The 16,509-nt window shown below is 72.0% G+C and carries 14 protein-coding genes and 1 pseudogene; 5 read left to right on the top strand and 10 right to left on the bottom strand.

The genetic code is table 11. The annotated features are described in order from the left end of the window. The first annotated feature begins 164 nt into the window (after positions 1–164). From eccE to CES90_RS05630, 3 genes are all read left to right on the top strand, one after another. Complete coding sequence (eccE, locus tag CES90_RS05640) at positions 165–1,499, top strand: type VII secretion protein EccE (RefSeq protein WP_189782630.1); 1,335 nt, start codon at positions 165–167, stop codon at positions 1,497–1,499. A 5-nt stretch (positions 1,500–1,504) separates the two neighbouring features. Continuing rightward, a complete protein-coding gene (locus CES90_RS05635; protein ID WP_189782682.1) occupies positions 1,505–2,299 on the top strand; it encodes a hypothetical protein in 795 nt (264 codons plus the stop codon). A gap of 372 nt (positions 2,300–2,671) precedes the next feature. Next, positions 2,672–5,740 carry an SCO5717 family growth-regulating ATPase gene (locus CES90_RS05630; protein ID WP_208921404.1) on the top strand — a complete coding sequence of 1,023 codons (3,069 nt, stop codon included), beginning with the start codon at positions 2,672–2,674 and terminating at the stop codon, positions 5,738–5,740. Between the two features lie 83 nt (positions 5,741–5,823). On the opposite strand, the gene CES90_RS05625 is transcribed toward CES90_RS05630, so the two are convergent. From CES90_RS05625 to rimP, 10 genes and pseudogenes are all read right to left on the bottom strand, one after another. Beyond that, a complete protein-coding gene (locus CES90_RS05625; RefSeq protein WP_189782629.1) occupies positions 5,824–6,777 on the bottom strand; it encodes a bifunctional riboflavin kinase/FAD synthetase in 954 nt (317 codons plus the stop codon). 152 nt (positions 6,778–6,929) lie between these two features. Beyond that, a pseudogene (locus tag CES90_RS51895) lies at positions 6,930–7,165 on the bottom strand (hypothetical protein); the annotation flags it as partial. 361 nt (positions 7,166–7,526) lie between these two features. Next, on the bottom strand, positions 7,527–7,703 hold the full coding sequence (locus tag CES90_RS51890; RefSeq protein WP_373313316.1) for a hypothetical protein: 177 nt from the start codon (positions 7,701–7,703) through the stop codon (positions 7,527–7,529). Between the two features lie 417 nt (positions 7,704–8,120). After that, on the bottom strand, positions 8,121–9,035 hold the full coding sequence (truB, locus tag CES90_RS05615) for a tRNA pseudouridine(55) synthase TruB (protein ID WP_189782628.1): 915 nt from the start codon (positions 9,033–9,035) through the stop codon (positions 8,121–8,123). Continuing rightward, a complete protein-coding gene (gene rbfA / locus CES90_RS05610) occupies positions 9,032–9,478 on the bottom strand; it encodes a 30S ribosome-binding factor RbfA (protein WP_189782627.1) in 447 nt (148 codons plus the stop codon). The genes truB and rbfA overlap by 4 nt, the downstream gene beginning before the upstream one ends. A gap of 84 nt (positions 9,479–9,562) precedes the next feature. Then, positions 9,563–9,856, bottom strand: coding sequence for a DUF503 domain-containing protein (locus CES90_RS05605; RefSeq protein ID WP_189782680.1), 294 nt, complete (start codon positions 9,854–9,856; stop codon positions 9,563–9,565). Positions 9,857–10,153: 297 nt separating this feature from the next. Beyond that, positions 10,154–13,249: a translation initiation factor IF-2 gene (infB, locus tag CES90_RS05600; RefSeq protein WP_189782626.1), complete on the bottom strand. Its 3,096-nt coding sequence runs from the start codon at positions 13,247–13,249 to the stop codon at positions 10,154–10,156. A 147-nt stretch (positions 13,250–13,396) separates the two neighbouring features. Then, on the bottom strand, positions 13,397–13,675 hold the full coding sequence (locus CES90_RS05595; protein ID WP_189782625.1) for a YlxR family protein: 279 nt from the start codon (positions 13,673–13,675) through the stop codon (positions 13,397–13,399). Positions 13,676–13,812: 137 nt separating this feature from the next. After that, positions 13,813–14,799, bottom strand: coding sequence for a transcription termination factor NusA (gene nusA, locus CES90_RS05590; RefSeq protein WP_149825638.1), 987 nt, complete (start codon positions 14,797–14,799; stop codon positions 13,813–13,815). Between the two features lie 2 nt (positions 14,800–14,801). Continuing rightward, positions 14,802–15,314, bottom strand: a complete 513-nt coding sequence (gene rimP / locus CES90_RS05585; RefSeq protein ID WP_189782624.1) for a ribosome maturation factor RimP — start codon at positions 15,312–15,314, stop codon at positions 14,802–14,804. A 191-nt stretch (positions 15,315–15,505) separates the two neighbouring features. Between rimP and CES90_RS05580 the strand changes: the two genes are divergently transcribed. Together CES90_RS05580 and CES90_RS05575 are read left to right on the top strand one after the other, a co-directional pair. Continuing rightward, positions 15,506–16,036, top strand: coding sequence for a hypothetical protein (locus CES90_RS05580; RefSeq protein ID WP_229913771.1), 531 nt, complete (start codon positions 15,506–15,508; stop codon positions 16,034–16,036). After that, entirely contained in the window at positions 16,033–16,497 is a 465-nt protein-coding gene (locus CES90_RS05575) for a ferritin-like domain-containing protein (RefSeq protein WP_189782623.1), read from the top strand. Before CES90_RS05580 ends, CES90_RS05575 begins: the two co-directional genes overlap by 4 nt. Positions 16,498–16,509: the final 12 nt, after the last annotated feature.

The following is a 16,509-nucleotide window of genomic DNA, read 5'->3' as shown; positions in this document are numbered from 1 at the left end:
TTCTCCCCGTACCGCGCCCGGGGGCCGACGCCCCCGCCCTCCGCTGTCAGACCGCCCCTACTATGCCCGTTGAGCCGTTGTGCGTGTGGGGCGGGTAGGGTTCGTTCCACATCGAGGCCGCTGTCGAGTGGGTCGTTTCAGGTGACTACGGGGGGTTTGCAGCAATGGCTTCCGCAAGCCGGACGCGATCACGATCGCGGACAGACGCGGCCGACCGGCGTTCCGCTCCCGCTGTCACGCCCCCGTCCGCGCCCGCGGTGACGACTCCCGCTCCCGGTCCGTTCACACCGCATCTCAAGGCGGGCTCCGGGCACTTCGGCGCGTTCCGTTTGCAGCAGGTGCTCCTTGTCGAAGCGGCCGCCGCCGTGTTGCTCGTCGGCTGGGCCGTGCACCCCCTCGCGCTCGTGCCCGCGGCCGTCGTCGCGATCGTGCTCGTACTGCTCGCAGCGGTACGTCGCCGGGGGCGCTCGCTGCCCGAATGGCTGGCCACGGTACGGGCGTTGAAGGCGCGGCAGCGCAAGGCGGCCGAAGCGGTCATACCGCCCGGGACCGAGCCGGGGCTCGCGCCCGCGGTGGAGTGCGACCCGACCCTGCGGACCTACGCGTACGGCGGACGGGACCGGCGGAGCGTCGGGATCATCGGGGACGGGACGTTCGTCAGCGTCGTGTTGCAGGTCGAGGCGGACGCGACGGCGCTGCGGGCGGACAGGAGCCGGCAGCCGTTGCCGCTGAGGCTGGTGCGGGACGCGCTGGAGGTGGACGGCATCCGGCTGGAGGGTGCGCAGATCGTGCTGCACACCCAGCCTGCTCCCGCGATCCAGCTCCCCCAGCAGTCGGTGGCTGTCAGCAACTACGCGCCGTTGCAGGCCCAGACGGGTACGCCAGCGATCCGGATCACCTGGATCGCGCTGAAGCTCGACCCGGAAGTGTGCCCGGAGGCCGTGGCCGCGCGCGGGGGCGGTCTCCTGGGCGCACAGAAGTGTGTGGTGCGGGTCGCGGACCATCTGGCCAGTCGGCTGACCGGGGCCGGGTTTCGCACGACCGTGCTCGACGAGCAGGAGTTGATCGCTGCCGTCGCCACCTCCGCCTGTGCCAATCCCCTGGTGACAGCCGAGGCGGGACGTACGGAGACTCCACAACGGCGGACCGAGGAGTCCGGGCGCAACTGGCGGTGCGACAACCGCCGGCACACGACCTACTGGGTGCGGCGGTGGCCGCAGTTGGGCGGTCGGGGCCCGTCGCTTCCGCAGCTCGTGGGGCAGCTGACGGCCGTGCCCACGCTCGCCACCACGTTCAGTCTGACCTTGGCACGCGGAGTGCGGCAGGAAGTGGCGATCACCGGACATGTGCGGGTGACGGGGCGCAGCGACGACGAACTCGTCGCCGCCCGGCGGGCGTTGGAGCACGCGGCCCGGCAGGCCGGAACCGGGCTCGCGCGGCTCGACCGTGAACAGCTGCCGGGTGTCCTCGCAACGCTGCCTCTCGGAGGTGTCCGCTGATGACCATGACCGGTACGGGCCCCTACGCGCCCGATTCCAGCGCCACCGCCCCCGGTTCAGCCGCCCCGGGGCCTTCCGTGGGTGAGCGGGTGCGCGAGCGGCTGCGTTCCGGGTTCGGGCTGATCGGGCCCCGGCACGGACGGCACGCGCTGTCGGTCGAGCAGTTCGACTCGCTCGCGCTGCCTGTCGGGGACGACGGCGTCGTCATCGGCGTCGACGCCGAGAGCCGGCCCGCTGTCCTCGGGATCAACCGGCCCACCCCCTACGACGTCGTTCTGATCGGCGGGCTGTGGACTGCCCAGGTGCTCGCCCTGCGCGCGGCGGCCACGGGGGCGAGGGTCGCCGTGGAGACCGGGCGGGCACCGGCCTGGATGCAGTTGGTGCACGCCATGGGCGGCGGACAGAACGGCCTGGCCGTGTACGACGTCGGGCGAGTGCCGCCGCAGGGCGCCTCGGCCGGCGGTCCCGTGCTGGTCGTGCGGGACTGCGGTATGCGTCCGCCGCGCGGACGGGTCGTCGCCGGCCCCTGGCAGTCCGTCCTGACGCTGCTGCCGTACCTCAGCCCGGCCGCCCCCCGGCTCATCCGGCAGGCCCGGCTCGTCGGTGTGCAGCGGGTCTCGCCCGACGAGGCGGCGGAGTTGGGGCGCACCATGGCCCTGCCCCGCGCGGACATCGATTCGCTGCCGACGCTCGCCGACGGTGTCACCCTCTGGTGCGCCGACCGTGACCGGCAGTACGTGATGACCCAACCGACCGACGTCGAGACCGGATTGCTGGGTACGCCCCGGCGGATGGACTGACGGGCGTGGCGGCCTTCGGCGATCCGGCCGGCAGCCGTTCAGTACGTTCCATACCGGCAGCGTTCGGTGCCGGTAGCCGCCCGCGCCCGGGGACCGTCGTACGCCGGCGGTTCAGTCTCCCTCCCCTTTCGAGTTGTTCACCGGCAATGACCGGTTTGTTCATCCTCGTTGGGGATATGTGCGCCATCTCAGGGCAGGGTGCGACGGAGCGGGCGGGTGCTGAGGGGTGGGCGGGCCTGCCGTCGTCGCGCTCGTGGTGATTAGGCTGGACCCGGGGGCGGATGCCACGACGTCACGACGACACGGCTCGAACGACAAGAACGGTCGGCCCCGGCACGGCTTTGAGGGTGCTCGACCACACCAGGAGGAATTGTGAACAGCGATCGGGACGGGATCCGCGGGGGCTGGGCCACGCCCGGCGATGACCAGTCCGACGCCGAGTCCGCCATCGAGACGACGGGCGAGTTCACCATCGACTATGCGCCGCCTGCCTGGTACACGCAGAACGCCTCGTCGGGAGGGGGCGGTTCGGATTCCGGTAGTGCTGGACCCGCCGCCGGTTCGGTGACGCCACCGCCGCCCGCGCCGCCGGTCGGTCCGCCTGTCGACATGGCCGGCGGGGCTTCGGGGGGTGCGGCGTCGGGGGGTTCCTTTCCGCCTCCGTGGCCTCCGGTCGCACCCGCCCCGGCGCCCGTGCCCGAGCAGGCCGGTGCCGACAGCGGGGACATCGAGAGCGGCGCGACCATGCGGATCTCGGCCACCGCGCTGAAGCGTGAGATCGCGGAAGTGTCTTCGGCCAAGGCCCCGGAGGGTGACGCCGACGCGAGTGCTGGTACTGGTTCCGGTGGTGAAGCGGGTGGGGCCGACTTCGAGTTGAACGCTCCGCAGGCGGAGGGCGAGGCATCCGAGGGTGCCGCTGTGCCCGACGCGGAGGCCGGTCCGGATGCCGAGGTTCAGGGCCAGGACAGCGCCGAGTCCGGCGCCGCCGACACCGAGGCCGCCGAGCCGTCCGCCGATGCAGCGCCTGCCGACGCGGAGCAAGGCCAGGAACAGGGCCAGGTCACACCGGACGCGCAGGACAGCGAAGCCGATGCCGTAGAGGGTGAGCAGACCGGGCACGCGGTCGCCCCGGACGGTGCCTCCGGCGAGGCGGAGCCGACGGATGCCGCACCTCAGGACACGACTCCTCAGGACGCGACTCCTCGAGACACGACTCCTCAGGATTCCGTTCCGGGCGCCGACGAGCCCGCCGACCCAACCCCCGCCACCCCCGAGCCCTCGGACGCCGTCCCGCCGAGCAGCACGGCGCCCCAGGACGCCCCGCCCGCCGCGGACTCGCCCGGTGGCGAACCGCAGACTCCCCCCGCCTGGGCTCCGCCGCCGGTGCCGCAGGGCGGGCTTCCGCCGTTGCCGCCCGCGTACCAGCCCGCCGCGCCCGCCCCGGCGGCGCAGTGGCCCCCGACCGGGCCGTCGGCCCCGCCCGTGCAGGCCTTCCCCGGGGCGCCGCAGCCGGCTGCCGCACAGGGGGAGCCGCCATTGCCGCCGCAGCAGCCGTTCCAGCCGCAGGCTCCCCAGGGCGCGCCTGCGGCCTGGGGCAACCCTGCCGACGCCGCGCCCGGTACGCCCGGTATGCCTGGCACGCCAGGTGCTCCCGGTGCGCCCTCTACGCCGCCGACCCCGAGCCCCACGCCCCAGCAGGCCACCCCGGCGGGCTACGGCTTCCCCCAGCCCCCGGCCCAGCCCGGCCAGCCCACTCCCCCGGCTCCGCCCGCCCCCGGCTACGGCTTCCCGCCCCCCGGCGCCCCCGCGCCCCAGGCGCCCGTGCCTCCCCAGGGCGGTTACGGCTTCCCTCAGCCCCCAGCCCAGCCGGGTCCCCCGAACGCGCCGCAATCCCCCAATCCCCAGCCTCCCGCTCCCCCCGCGGGTTACGGCTTCCCGCACCCCGGCGCCCCCGCACCCCAGCAGGGCGTCCCCGGCGCACCGACCCCGAACCCCCAGGGCCCGCCCAACTCCCCCACTCCCCAAGGCGGCTACGGCTTCCCCCAGCCCCCGGCCCAGCCCGGTCAACCGCAACCCCAGATCCCCGGCCAGCCCAACCATCCGGGCCACCCGGGCCAGCCCGGCCCCGCAGGCGCCCCCGGTCAGCCCGGTCATCCCCAGGCCGCCGCGCCCGTCGACCCCCGTACTGGTGCCGCCTGGCCGCAGCCCGTGCAGCACGATCAGCGGCAGCCCACCAACCCGGGTGTGGCGCCGCTCGGTTACACGGCGGCGGTGGAGCTGTCCTCCGACCGGCTGCTCAACAGCAAGAAGCAGAAGCAGAGGAGCAGTCGGCCGGCGTCCGGCGGTGGGCTGTTCAAGCTCGGTGGTAAGAAGGAAGAAGCCGAGCGGCAGCGGAAGCTGGAGCTGATCAGGACCCCGGTGCTGTCCTGCTACCGGATCGCGGTCATCAGCCTCAAGGGCGGTGTCGGCAAGACGACGACCACAACGGCACTCGGCTCCACGCTCGCGACCGAGCGCCAGGACAAGATCCTCGCGATCGACGCCAACCCGGACGCGGGCACGCTCGGCCGCCGGGTGCGGCGCGAGACCGGTGCCACCATCCGTGACCTGGTCCAGGCGATCCCGTACCTCAACTCGTACATGGACATCCGGCGGTTCACCTCCCAGGCCCCCTCCGGCCTGGAGATCATCGCCAACGACGTCGACCCTGCCGTCTCCACGACCTTCAACGACGAGGACTACCGGCGCGCGATCGACATCCTCGGCAAGCAGTACCCGATCATCCTGACCGACTCGGGTACGGGTCTGCTCTACAGCGCGATGCGCGGAGTGCTCGACCTCGCCGACCAGCTCATCATCATCTCGACGCCGTCCGTGGACGGGGCGAGCAGCGCCAGTACGACGCTGGACTGGCTCTCCGCGCACGGGTACCAGGACCTGGTGGCGCGCTCCATCACCGTCATCTCCGGTGTCCGCGAGACCGGTAAGACGATCAAGGTGGAGGACATCGTCGCGCACTTCGAGACCCGGTGCCGTGGCGTGGTCGTCGTGCCCTTCGACGAACACCTCGCCGCCGGTGCGGAGTTGGACCTCGACATGATGCGGCCGAAGGTGCGGGAGGCGTACTTCACGCTCGCGGCGATGGTCGCCGAGGACATCGCCCGGCACCAGCAGTCGCACGGCCTGTGGACGTCCGACGGCAACCCGCCGCCGGTCGCCGCCCCGCCGATGCCGGGCCAGCCGTATCCGGGCCAGCCCTACCCGCCGCAGCAGGCCCAGCCGTACCCCGGTCAGCCCTACCCGGGCCAGGCCGCCCCACAGCCCGGCCAGCAGCCCCAGCAACCGCCGCAGCCTTACGGCCACCCCGGGCAGCCGGCGCCGGGGCAGCCCTACCAGCAGCCGTATCCGCCCCAGGGCCAGAACCCGCCGCCCCAGCAGTAGCGGACCTAGCTGACAGCGCAGAGGGCCCGCACCGTTCACGAACGAACGGTGCGGGCCCTCTGCGATTCCGAAGCGCAGTGGGGCTACTCCCCCTCATACGCCGCGATCAACTCCCGGCACTTCTTCACGTCCTCCCCCATCGCCACGAGCAGCGCCTCCAGCGAATCGAACTTCGCCTGCCCGCGCACGAACGCGAGGAAGTCGACGGCGACATGGAGCCCGTAGAGGTCGAGCCCCACCCGGTCGATGGCGTACGCCTCCACCGTGCGCTCGGTGCCGTCGAACTGGGGGTTCGTGCCGACGGAGATCGCGGCCGGCATGGCCTCGCCCTCGACGTGCAGCCACCCGGCGTAGACGCCGTCGGCGGGGATCGCGGTGTGCGGGAGGGTCTCGACGTTGGCCGTGGGGAAGCCCAACTCGCGGCCGCGCTGGGCACCGCGTACGACGACGCCCTCGACGCGGTGCGGGCGGCCGAGGATCTCGCGGGCGCCCTCGACATCCCCCTCGGCGACCAGCCGCCGGGTCAGGGTCGAGGAGAACGGCTCGCCGCCGCCCGCCTCGCCGGTGACGAACAGGTCCACGACCTCCACCTCGAAGTCGTACGTCTTGCCCTGCTCGGCGAGGAACGCCACGTCCCCGGCGGCCTTGTGGCCGAAGCGGAAGTTGGGGCCCTCCACGACGGCCTTGGCGTGCAGCTTGTCGACGAGGACCTTGACGACGAAGTCGGCGGGCGACAGCCGCGAGAACTCGGTCGTGAAGGGCAGGATCAGGACCGCGTCCACACCCAGCTCGCCCATCAGTTCGGCGCGGCGGTGGTGCGGGGCGAGCAGCGGGGGGTGGCTGCCGGGGCGCAGGACCTCGCTGGGGTGCGGGTCGAAGGTGACGGCGACGGTCGGAACGCCCAGCTCATGGGCGCGTTCCACCGCGTGCCGGAGGATCAGCTGGTGCCCCCGGTGCACCCCGTCGTAGGAACCGATGGTGACGACGCTGCGCCCCCAGTCCTCGGGGATGTCCTCCAAGCCACGCCAGCGCTGCACTGTGACCGCTCCTCATCGAACCCGTGTCCGTGGTTGCCTCATACGCAGGTCTAAGGGTGCCATGCCCGGTGTCCTCTGCCCGCATCGGCATCCGGCCTGTGACCCGGAGCACGAAACCCGCCGCCGCGTTCCTCCGCGCACTCGTCCTCGCTTCACGCCGGCACCAGCACCCCCGAAACCCCTCGCCAGGTTCTCGATCATGCGGCGGGTGCTCGGCCCGACGACCGCCGCCCACTCCTCGGGCGTTCCGCTCAACCAGCCCGCGACCAGTCTCTCGAAGCCCGCGACCAGTCTCTCGAAGCCCGGAACATGCCGGGCCAGGTCGGTGAGCGCCCAGCCGAAACGGGTCGCCTTCCTCCGGCGTACGGACGAGCAGTATCCCGATCCGGGGACGACGGGGCCGATGCGGTGGCGGGGCACGGGGAGGTTGCCGGTGGCCTGCCGGGACCTGGCACCGGACGCGGGCCTCCGACGGCATCGTGCCCCAGCCGTTGGTCGCGCCGAGCCGCCGCCCCGACACCTGCGCGGCGAGCCGCCGTACAGCCGTGCCCCGCATCCCGTTCGCGGCGGCGAACCGGACGGCGATACGCAGGCACTTCAGGTCGAGGTAGGCGCCAAGCACCTCGTCGCGGTCGGGGTATCCCGGAGCCCCGGCCGGAGACCCGGCCCCGCCCGCTCCGAAGCCCCCGGCCCGTCGCGTCCCGATCGGCCGTCCTCGCCAGACGGCGCCCTCCGGCAGCGCCTGCCCCTCACCGGCAGGCGGGTTCCAGGGCGCCGAACAGCAGAGGAGAGCCGTCGGTCGCGGTGTAGGTGACGTCCGCCGCGCCCAGCGCCCGGGCCTCGCGCCGGCCGGCGGCGGCGACACGGACGTACGCCCCGGTCTCGACCTCGTCCCGCGGCGCGAAGGGCAGCGGGGTCACCGTCATCGCGTCGGAGGTCGCCGCGCAGCTGCGGTCCCCGGCTGCGTGCAGAACGATGCGGGCCAGCCCCCGTCCACCGCCTCATGGCTGGTGACACCCGTGCCGTGGTGAGCGGCCACGAAGCCCGTGCCGCACGGCCGCCGTCGCCCGTTGCCCGACGGCCCCGTACCGCCCTTCCCGACCTCCCCGTCGTACCTCTGCTCCGACGGTAGGCATGTGAAGATCAGCAAAACAGGTGCCCTTGCGAACGCGCCCCCTTCCGCTCCCTCGGTTCACTCCGAGCGCCTGCACGAAGGGGTGAATAGCCGTCAGCGGATGGATACACCTTTGTGTGGGGGAACCGGGGGGGGGGACCGTGGAGCGGCGGGAACAGCGAGCCCCGTGAACGCCGCTCCACGGCGAAAGCCGGTCAACCGAAAACGGTCAGCCGAAGACGGCCAGGCTCTTCGCCTTGCCCTTCTGGTTCTCCACGAGGGCAAGGAAGCGCCCGGTGGGGTCGAAGACCGCCACGGGCCCGCGCTCCGCGTACTCCTCGGGCATCTCCAGCCGCACCCCGTTCAGCAGCAGCCGCGCGCGCCTGTCGTCCACGTTCCAGCGCGGGAACGCGGCGGCGGCCGCTTCGGCGATCGGCATCACGGTCAGCTCCTCCTGGAGCTGGTCGAGGGTCCGCGCGGAGTCCAGCTTGTACGGCCCCACGCGCGTCCGGCGCAGCGCGGTGAGGTGGCCGCCGACGCCGAGGTCGGCGCCCAGGTCGCGGGCGAGGGCCCGGATGTACGTCCCGGAGGAGCACACCACCGAGACGACCAGGTCGAGGACCGGGGTGCCGTCCTCGGCGACGGCGTCGCGGACGTCGTACACGGCGAAGGAGGAGATGGTGACGGGCCGGGCGGGAATCTCGAAGTCCTCGCCGTCCCGGGCCCGCTTGTACGACCGCACGCCGTTGATCTTGATGGCGCTGACCTTGGACGGCACCTGCATGATGGCGCCGGTCAGCTTGGCGATCCCGGCGTCGACGGCCTCCCGGGTGACCTTGGAGGCGTCCACGGAGGACGTGATCTCCCCCTCGGCGTCATCGGTGATCGTCGTCTGTCCGAGCCGGATGGTCCCCAGATACTCCTTCTCGGTCAGCGCGAGATGGCCGAGGAGCTTGGTCGCCTTCTCGACGCCGAGGACGAGGACGCCGGTGGCCATGGGGTCGAGCGTGCCCGCGTGCCCGACCCGCCGGGTCCGGGCGATGCCCCGCATCTTGGCGACGACGTCGTGCGAAGTGAAGCCCGACGGCTTGTCGACGATGACAAGGCCGTCGGGCGTGGTGTTCTTCTGGCGCTGCTGGGTCATACGGCGGCGTCGTCCTCGTCGTCGCCCGGCTTCTTGTACGGGTCGGCGCCACCGGCGTACTCGGCCCCCGACGCGCTCTCGCGCACCTTGGCGTCCGAGGTCCGCGCCTTGTCGAGGAGGTCCTCGATGGTCTTGGCCGTGTCCGGGAGGGCGTCGGCCACGAAGGTGAGGGTCGGCGTGAACTTCACACCCGCGGCCCGCCCGACCTCGGAGCGGAGGATGCCCTTGGCGCTCTCCAGCCCCGCGGCGGCTGCCGCCCGCTCCTCGTCGTCCCCGTACACCGTGTAGAAGACGGTCGCCTCCCGCAGGTCCCCGGTCACCCGGGTGTCCGTGATGGTGACGTGTGAGCCGAGCCGCGGGTCCTTGATCCCGCGCAGCAGCTTCTGGGCCACCACCTCTCGGATGAGGTCCGCCAGCCTCTTGGCACGCGCGTTGTCGGCCACTGGTCCGTCTCCTAGCTCGTTCTGCGTTACTGCTGTTTCTTGAATTGTCTCTGCGGTCGGGCAGTCGGGCGGTCGTTCAGTCGGTCAGTCGTCGTCGCCGTGCAGGCGCCGTCGGACCGAGAGCAGTTCCACCTCGGGGCGGCCGGCGACCATCCGCTCGCACCGGTCCAGTACGTCGCTCAGGTGCCCCGTGTCGCCGGACACCATGGCCACTCCGATGCCGGCCCGGCGGTGCAGATTCATGTGGTCGACCTCCGCCGCGCTCACCGCGAACTTGCGTTGGAGTTCTGCCACGATCGGGCGGACGACGGAGCGCTTCTCCTTCAGCGACCGTACGTCGCCGAGCAGGAGATCGAAGGACAGAGTCCCCACGTACATGTGTGTGTCCGGTTCACCCGCCGGTACGGGATAGGTGGCCCGTCCGGCGATGTGCCTGGGCGGGAACATCAGAACCGTACAACGAACCCTGCGGGCGGCTCGACGGGATTGTTTCGCCCCCGCCGCCCACCCGTCCCATCCCCAGGGGCTGCGCCCCTTCGCCCCCCGATTCCGGGTGCGGGTCGGTGGGGGCTTGTCGCGCAGTTCCCCGCGCCCCTGAAGGGGCGCGGCAGCCCCAGATACGGCCACACCGGCCGGGGGTGAACCAGTCACCCCCGGCCGGTGTGAACCACCGGCTTACGCCCGCGGCTTCTCGCGCATCTCGTACGTCGCGATGACGTCGTCGACCTTGATGTCGTTGAAGTTTCCGAGGTTGATACCACCCTCGAAGCCCTCGCGGATCTCGGTGACGTCGTCCTTGAAGCGACGCAGGCCCTCGATGTTGAGGTTCTCCGCCACGACCTTGCCGTCGCGGATGAGGCGGGCCTTGGTGTTCCGCTTGACCTCGCCGGAGCGGATGAGAACACCCGCGATGTTGCCCAGCTTGGACGACTTGAAGACCTCGCGGATCTCCGCCGTACCGAGCTCGACCTCTTCGTACTCCGGCTTGAGCATGCCCTTGAGGGCCGCCTCGATCTCCTCGATCGCCTGGTAGATGACCGAGTAGTAGCGGACGTCCACGCCTTCGCGTTCCGCCATCTGCTGCGCACGGCCGGCTGCCCGGACGTTGAAGCCGATGACGATCGCGTCGGAGCCCATCGCGAGGTCGATGTCGGACTCCGTGACCGCACCGACGCCGCGGTGCAGGACGCGGATGTCGACCTCTTCGCCGACGTCCAGCTGGAGCAGGGAGGACTCCAGAGCCTCGACCGATCCGGACGCGTCGCCCTTGATGATCAGGTTCAGCTGCTGGACCTCGCCGGCCTTCAGCACCTTGTCCAGGTCCTCCAGCGACACACGGCGTGTGCGCTTGGCGAACGCGGCGTTGCGCTCGCGGGCGGCGCGCTTCTCGGCGATCTGACGGGCCGTACGGTCCTCGTCGACGACGATGAAGTTGTCGCCCGCACCCGGGACGTTGGTGAGACCCAGGACCTGCACCGGCGTCGCGGGGCCGGCCTCCAGCACGTTGTTGCCGTTGTCGTCGTGCATGGCGCGGACTCGGCCGTAGGCGTCGCCGACCACCATCGTGTCGCCGACCCGCAGCGTTCCTCGCTGGACGAGGACCGTCGCCACGGCACCGCGGCCGCGGTCGAGGCGGGACTCGATCGAAATACCCTGCGCGTCCTGCTTCGGGTTGGCCCGCAGGTCGAGCGAGGCGTCGGCGGTGAGGATGACGGCCTCGAGGAGGCTGTCGATGTGCAGACCCTGCTTGGCGGAGATGTCGACGAACATCGTGTCGCCGCCGTACTCCTCGGCCACCAGGCCGTACTCGGTCAGCTGACCGCGCACCTTGGTCGGGTCCGCGCCCTCGACGTCGATCTTGTTGACCGCGACGACGATCGGGACGTCGGCCGCCTTGGCGTGGTTGAGCGCCTCGACCGTCTGCGGCATGACGCCGTCGTTGGCCGCGACGACCAGGATCGCGATGTCGGTCGACTTGGCACCGCGGGCACGCATGGCGGTGAACGCCTCGTGACCCGGGGTGTCGATGAAGGTGATCTTGCGATCCTCTTCGTTGACCTCGGTCGTGACCTGGTAGGCACCGATGTGCTGGGTGATGCCGCCGGCCTCGCCCGCGATGACGTTCGTCTTGCGGATGGCGTCGAGGAGGCGCGTCTTACCGTGGTCGACGTGACCCATGACGGTGACGACCGGCGGGCGGACCACCAGGTCCTCCTCGCCACCCTCGTCCTCGCCGAACTCCAGGTCGAAGGACTCGAGAAGCTCGCGGTCCTCCTCCTCGGGGCTGACGATCTGAACCGTGTAGTTCATCTCGTCGGCGAGGAGCTGCAGCGTCTCGTCGGAGACGGACTGCGTGGCCGTGACCATCTCGCCCAGGTTCATCATCACCGCGACGAGCGACGCCGGGTTGGCGTTGATCTTCTCGGCGAAGTCGGTGAGGGAGGCACCGCGCGACAGGCGAATGGACTCGCCGTTGCCGCGAGGCAGCATCACGCCGCCGACCGACGGGGCCTGCATGGCCTCGTACTCCTGGCGCCTCTGCCGCTTCGACTTGCGGCCACGACGCGCGGGACCGCCGGGACGGCCGAAGGCGCCCTGCGTGCCACCACGGGCACCCGGACCGCCGGGACGGCCACCGAAGCCGGGACGGCCACCGCCGCCCGCGCCCGCGGGACCACCGGGACGACCGGCGAAACCGCCGCCACCGCCACCGGGACCACCGGGACGACCGGCGAAACCGCCGCCACCGCCCGGACGACCGGCGAAACCGCCGCCACCCGGACGACCGCCGCCGCCACCGCCACCGGGACGACCGCCGCCGCCGGGACCGCGGCCGCCGGGGCCACCGCCGCCGGGACGCGGGCCGGCAGCAGGACGCTGCGGCATCATGCCGGGGTTCGGACGCGGGCCACCGGGGCCGCCGCCGGGACGGGGACCGCCGCCCTGCGGGCGGGGCATGCCGCCCGGGGTCGGACGCGCGCCGCCCGGAGCCTGCGGACGGGGACCGCCCGCCGCGCCCTGGGGACGGGGACCGCCCTGACCGGCGCCCTGCGGACGCGGAGCGCCGCCGGGAGCACCCGGACCACCCGGGCCACCAGGTCGCGGAGCGCCGCCCGGACGGGGCGCCTGCGGGCGACCCATGCCGGTGGAGCCACCGGAGGTGAAGGGGTTGTTACCCGGACGCGGACCCGCGGGACGGGCACCGCCGGGCTTGGGCGCACCGGCACCGCCACCCGGACGCTGACCGCCGGGGCGGGGCGCCTGGCCACGGTCCTGACCGGGGCCGGCGGGACGCTGGCCACCGGGACGCGGCGCACCGGGGCCTGGACGGGCGCCCGGTCGCGGGGACGGGGCGGCCGGAGCCGACGGGGGCGCCTGGAACTCGGGCACGCTCGGGGCCGGGGAGGCCGGAGCGGGCTTCGGCGTCGGCGGCTTGGGGCCGGGCGTCGGGCGCGGGCCCGGCGTCGGGGCCGCGGGCCGCTCGGCGGCGGGCGGCTTGGGTGCCGCCGGACCCGGGCGCGGGGCGGCCGGACGTGCGGCCTGCGCGGGAGAGGGTGCCGCCGGACGGGCCGGGGCAGCCTTGCGGGGGGCGGCGGGCTTGCCGCCTCCGTTGCCCTGCTGGAGGGCGTCAGTCAGTTTGCGTACAACGGGCGCCTCGATCGTCGAGGACGCCGAACGGACGAATTCACCGAGCTCTTGGAGCTTGGCCATGACGACCTTGCTCTCAACCCCGAACTCCTTGGCGAGTTCGTATACCCGGACCTTAGCCACTTCGCTCCTTTTAGGTCCGGGTTGCGTCCGGACCGTCGCTACTTCATGGGCGTACTCATCGCGTGCTCATCGAGTGCTCATCGCAATCTCGACCTACTTCCAACTCGCGGGGTACCAGGGCCGCACGGAGGTTCCGTGCGACACGTCTTACTGTGTTGCCTGCTCGACGGTGAGGCGCAACGCCACTGTGTCGAGCGGTCCCGGGGCACGCAGCGCCCGTGGGAACGCCCGGCGGCGAACCGCCAGGTCGAGACAGACCGGGGCGGGGTGTACGTACGCACCCCGGCCGGGCAGCGTACCGCGATGATCGGGGACGCATTCACCCTCGATCGCCACGACGCGCAGCAGCTCGGTCTTGGCCGCTCGCTGCCTGCACCCCACACAGGTGCGCTCAGGGCATGCGCGGGCACGCGTCCGGCCAGACACTGCTAAGTCTACCTCCCCGCACCGACCTCACCCCTTTGGGGCAAGAATCGAACAGTTGCCGCGCATATAACTGACGTGATCTCAACGACCTGCGGCTTGTATCTATTCCCGATCAACCGCCGGTCGCACTTCGGGGACTATTCGGACGGCTGCTCGGTGTCCGGGCGGATGTCGATCCGCCAGCCGGTCAGACGGGCGGCGAGACGGGCGTTCTGGCCCTCCTTGCCGATCGCCAGCGACAGCTGGTAGTCGGGGACCGTCACGCGCGCGGAGCGGGCCGCGAGGTCCACCACGTCGACCTTGGAGACCCGGGCCGGCGACAGCGCGTTCGCCACCATCTCGGCCGGGTCGTCCGACCAGTCGACGATGTCGATCTTCTCGCCGTTCAGCTCGCCCATGACATTGCGCACACGACCGCCCATCGGACCGATGCAGGCGCCCTTGGCGTTCAGCCCGGAGCGGGTGGAGCGGACCGCGATCTTCGTACGGTGACCCGCCTCACGTGCGATGGCCGCGATCTCGACCGACCCATCGGCGATCTCCGGCACCTCAAGGGCGAAGAGCTTCTTGACCAGGTTCGGATGCGTGCGCGACAGCGTGACGGACGGACCGCGCACGCCCTTCGCCACTCGAACGACGTACGACCGCAGCCGCATGCCGTGCTGGTACGACTCCCCGGGGACCTGCTCCTGCACAGGCAGGATGGCCTCCAGTTTGCCGATGTCGACGAGCACGTTCTTCGGGTCGCGGCCCTGCTGGACCACACCGGTGACAATGTCGCCCTCGCGCCCCGCGTACTCACCGAGCGTGGCGTCGTCCTCCGCGTCCCGCAGTCTCTGCAGGATCACCTGCTTGGCGGTGGTGGCGGCGATACGGCCGAAGCCGGACGGGGTGTCGTCGAACTCACGCGCCTCCTGCCCCTCCTCCAGGTCCTCGGGGTCCTCCTTCGCCCACACGGTCACATGGCCGGTCTCCCGGTTGAGCTCCACGCGCGCGTGGCGGCGGCTTCCCTCGGTGCGGTGGTAGGCGATGAGGAGGGCCGCCTCGATCGCCTCGACGAGCAGGTCGAAGGAGATCTCCTTCTCCCGAACCAAGCCCCTGAGGGCACTCATGTCGATGTCCACGGCTACGCCTCCTCCTCTTCCTTCATGTCCTTCTTGTCCTTGCGGTTGAACTCGACCTGGACGCGGGCCCTGTCGATCTCGTCGAAGGCGAGCCTGCGGGTGGTGGCCTTGCGGCCCTTCACTCCGGGCACCTCGAGGTCGAGGCCGTCGTCGTCCACGGTCAGGATGCGGGCGACCAACTCGCCGCCGCCATCGTGAAGCTGGAACTTCACCAGCCGGTCCACCGCTCTGCGGTAGTGGCGGTGCTCGGTGAGGGCGCGCTCGGCGCCCGGGGTGCCGACTTCCAGGGTGTACTCCGCCTGGCCCATCATGTCCGTCTCGTCCAGTTTGGCCGAGAGCGCGCGGCTGACGTCGGCGACCGCGTCCAGATCGGCACCCTCGTCGGAGTCGACGACCACGCGCAGCACCCGCTTGCGTCCGACCGAGTCCACTGCGATCTCTTCGAGATCCAGGCCCTGGGAGCGTACGAGCGGTTCCAGCAGTTCTCGCAGCCTCTCGCTCTGGGTGGTGCTCATCCGGGTGACTCCTCGGCCGCGTGTGCTGTTGTGGGTAGGGCGCGTGTCAGGTCAAAGGGTAGCCGCTCCGCTGGGGTGTTGCCGTCCAAGTGGGTTCCCGTGGGGCGCGGTGGTGGCGGCCTTGGAGCAGATGCGCGGGTACCGTGATCACACCGCTTCTTTGTTCGTACGAATCCCCTAGGACGTCTGTCGTGTCGTTCACCGTGCCGTCGCGTACCCCTTCGGGTCCGCGTAGGAGGAGTCTGCTGGTCGGGGCCGCGGGTGCGGGTCTGCTCGTGGGGTGTTCGGCCGGGGGTGAGGGGTCGGATGCCGCCGGTGGCGGTCCGTCGGTGGTGGAGAAGGCGCGGGCCCGGGCGGCGAAGGACAGTGGAGGGCTCGTGGAGCGGTACGACGCCGTGATCGCGGCGCATCCGGATCTGGCCGCGCTGCTGACGCCGCTGCGGGCGGAGGTCGTACGGCATGTCCAGGCGTTCGGGGGTGGGAAGGGTACGGCCACGGCGAGCGCCTCCCCCTCGGGCTCACCCTCCGCTTCGGCCTCCCCCTCGCCCGTGCCCGCCGACCCGAAGGCCGCCCTCACCGAACTGGCCGCTGCCGAGCGGAAGCTTGCCGACGGGCGGGCCAAGGCGCTGCTGGAGGTGCCGGGTGAGGTGGCGCGGTTGATGGCGTCCGTGGCGGCGGCGGGGGCCGGGCACGCGTACTTGTTGGTGGAGGGTGCGAAGTGAGCAGCGAGGAGCTGAAGGCGGTGCAGGCGGCGCTCGGGGCCGAGCATGCCGCCGTGTACGGATACGGGGTCGTCGGCGGGAAGATCGGCGAGCCCCGGCAGAGCGAGGCGCGGGAGGCGTACGACGCGCACCGGGCCCGGCGGGACGAGCTGACGCGGACCGTACGGGACCTGGGCGGCAGGCCCGAGGCCTCGGCCGCCGCGTACGCGCTGCCCTTCCCGGTGACGGACGCCGACTCCGCCGTACGACTCGCCGCCGAGTTGGAGGAACGGGTGGCCGGGGTGTACTCCGACCTCGTACGGGCATCCGAGGATGGTCGGCGTGCCGCGGCTGCCGAGGCGCTGCGCGAAGCGGCGGTGCGGGCGGTTCGGTGGCGGGGAGGAAGCGTAGCCTTCCCTGGTCTCGCCGAGCGGGCGGCCGGTGCGGTGTCTTCGGCGGCGCCGGCGGCCCCGCACACCTGATCGCTGCTTGGA

The organism is Streptomyces capitiformicae, from assembly GCF_002214185.1.
Classification (GTDB): Bacteria; Actinomycetota; Actinomycetes; order Streptomycetales; family Streptomycetaceae; genus Streptomyces; species Streptomyces capitiformicae.
This window is presented reverse-complemented; position numbering and strand designations above follow the sequence as displayed.

Bases quoted from the DNA above. Each gene is read 5' to 3' on its own strand.
- eccE (WP_189782630.1), top strand. From the start codon at position 165: ATGGCTTCCGCAAGCCGGACGCGATCACGATCGCGGACAGACGCGGCC.
- CES90_RS51890 (WP_373313316.1), bottom strand. From the start codon at position 7,703: ATGACGGTGACCCCGCTGCCCTTCGCGCCGCGGGACGAGGTCGAGACC.
- truB (WP_189782628.1), bottom strand. From the start codon at position 9,035: ATGACCCAGCAGCGCCAGAAGAACACCACGCCCGACGGCCTTGTCATC.
- CES90_RS05635 (WP_189782682.1), top strand. From the start codon at position 1,505: ATGACCGGTACGGGCCCCTACGCGCCCGATTCCAGCGCCACCGCCCCC.
- CES90_RS05605 (WP_189782680.1), bottom strand. From the start codon at position 9,856: ATGTACGTGGGGACTCTGTCCTTCGATCTCCTGCTCGGCGACGTACGG.
- rimP (WP_189782624.1), bottom strand. From the start codon at position 15,314: ATGAGCACCACCCAGAGCGAGAGGCTGCGAGAACTGCTGGAACCGCTC.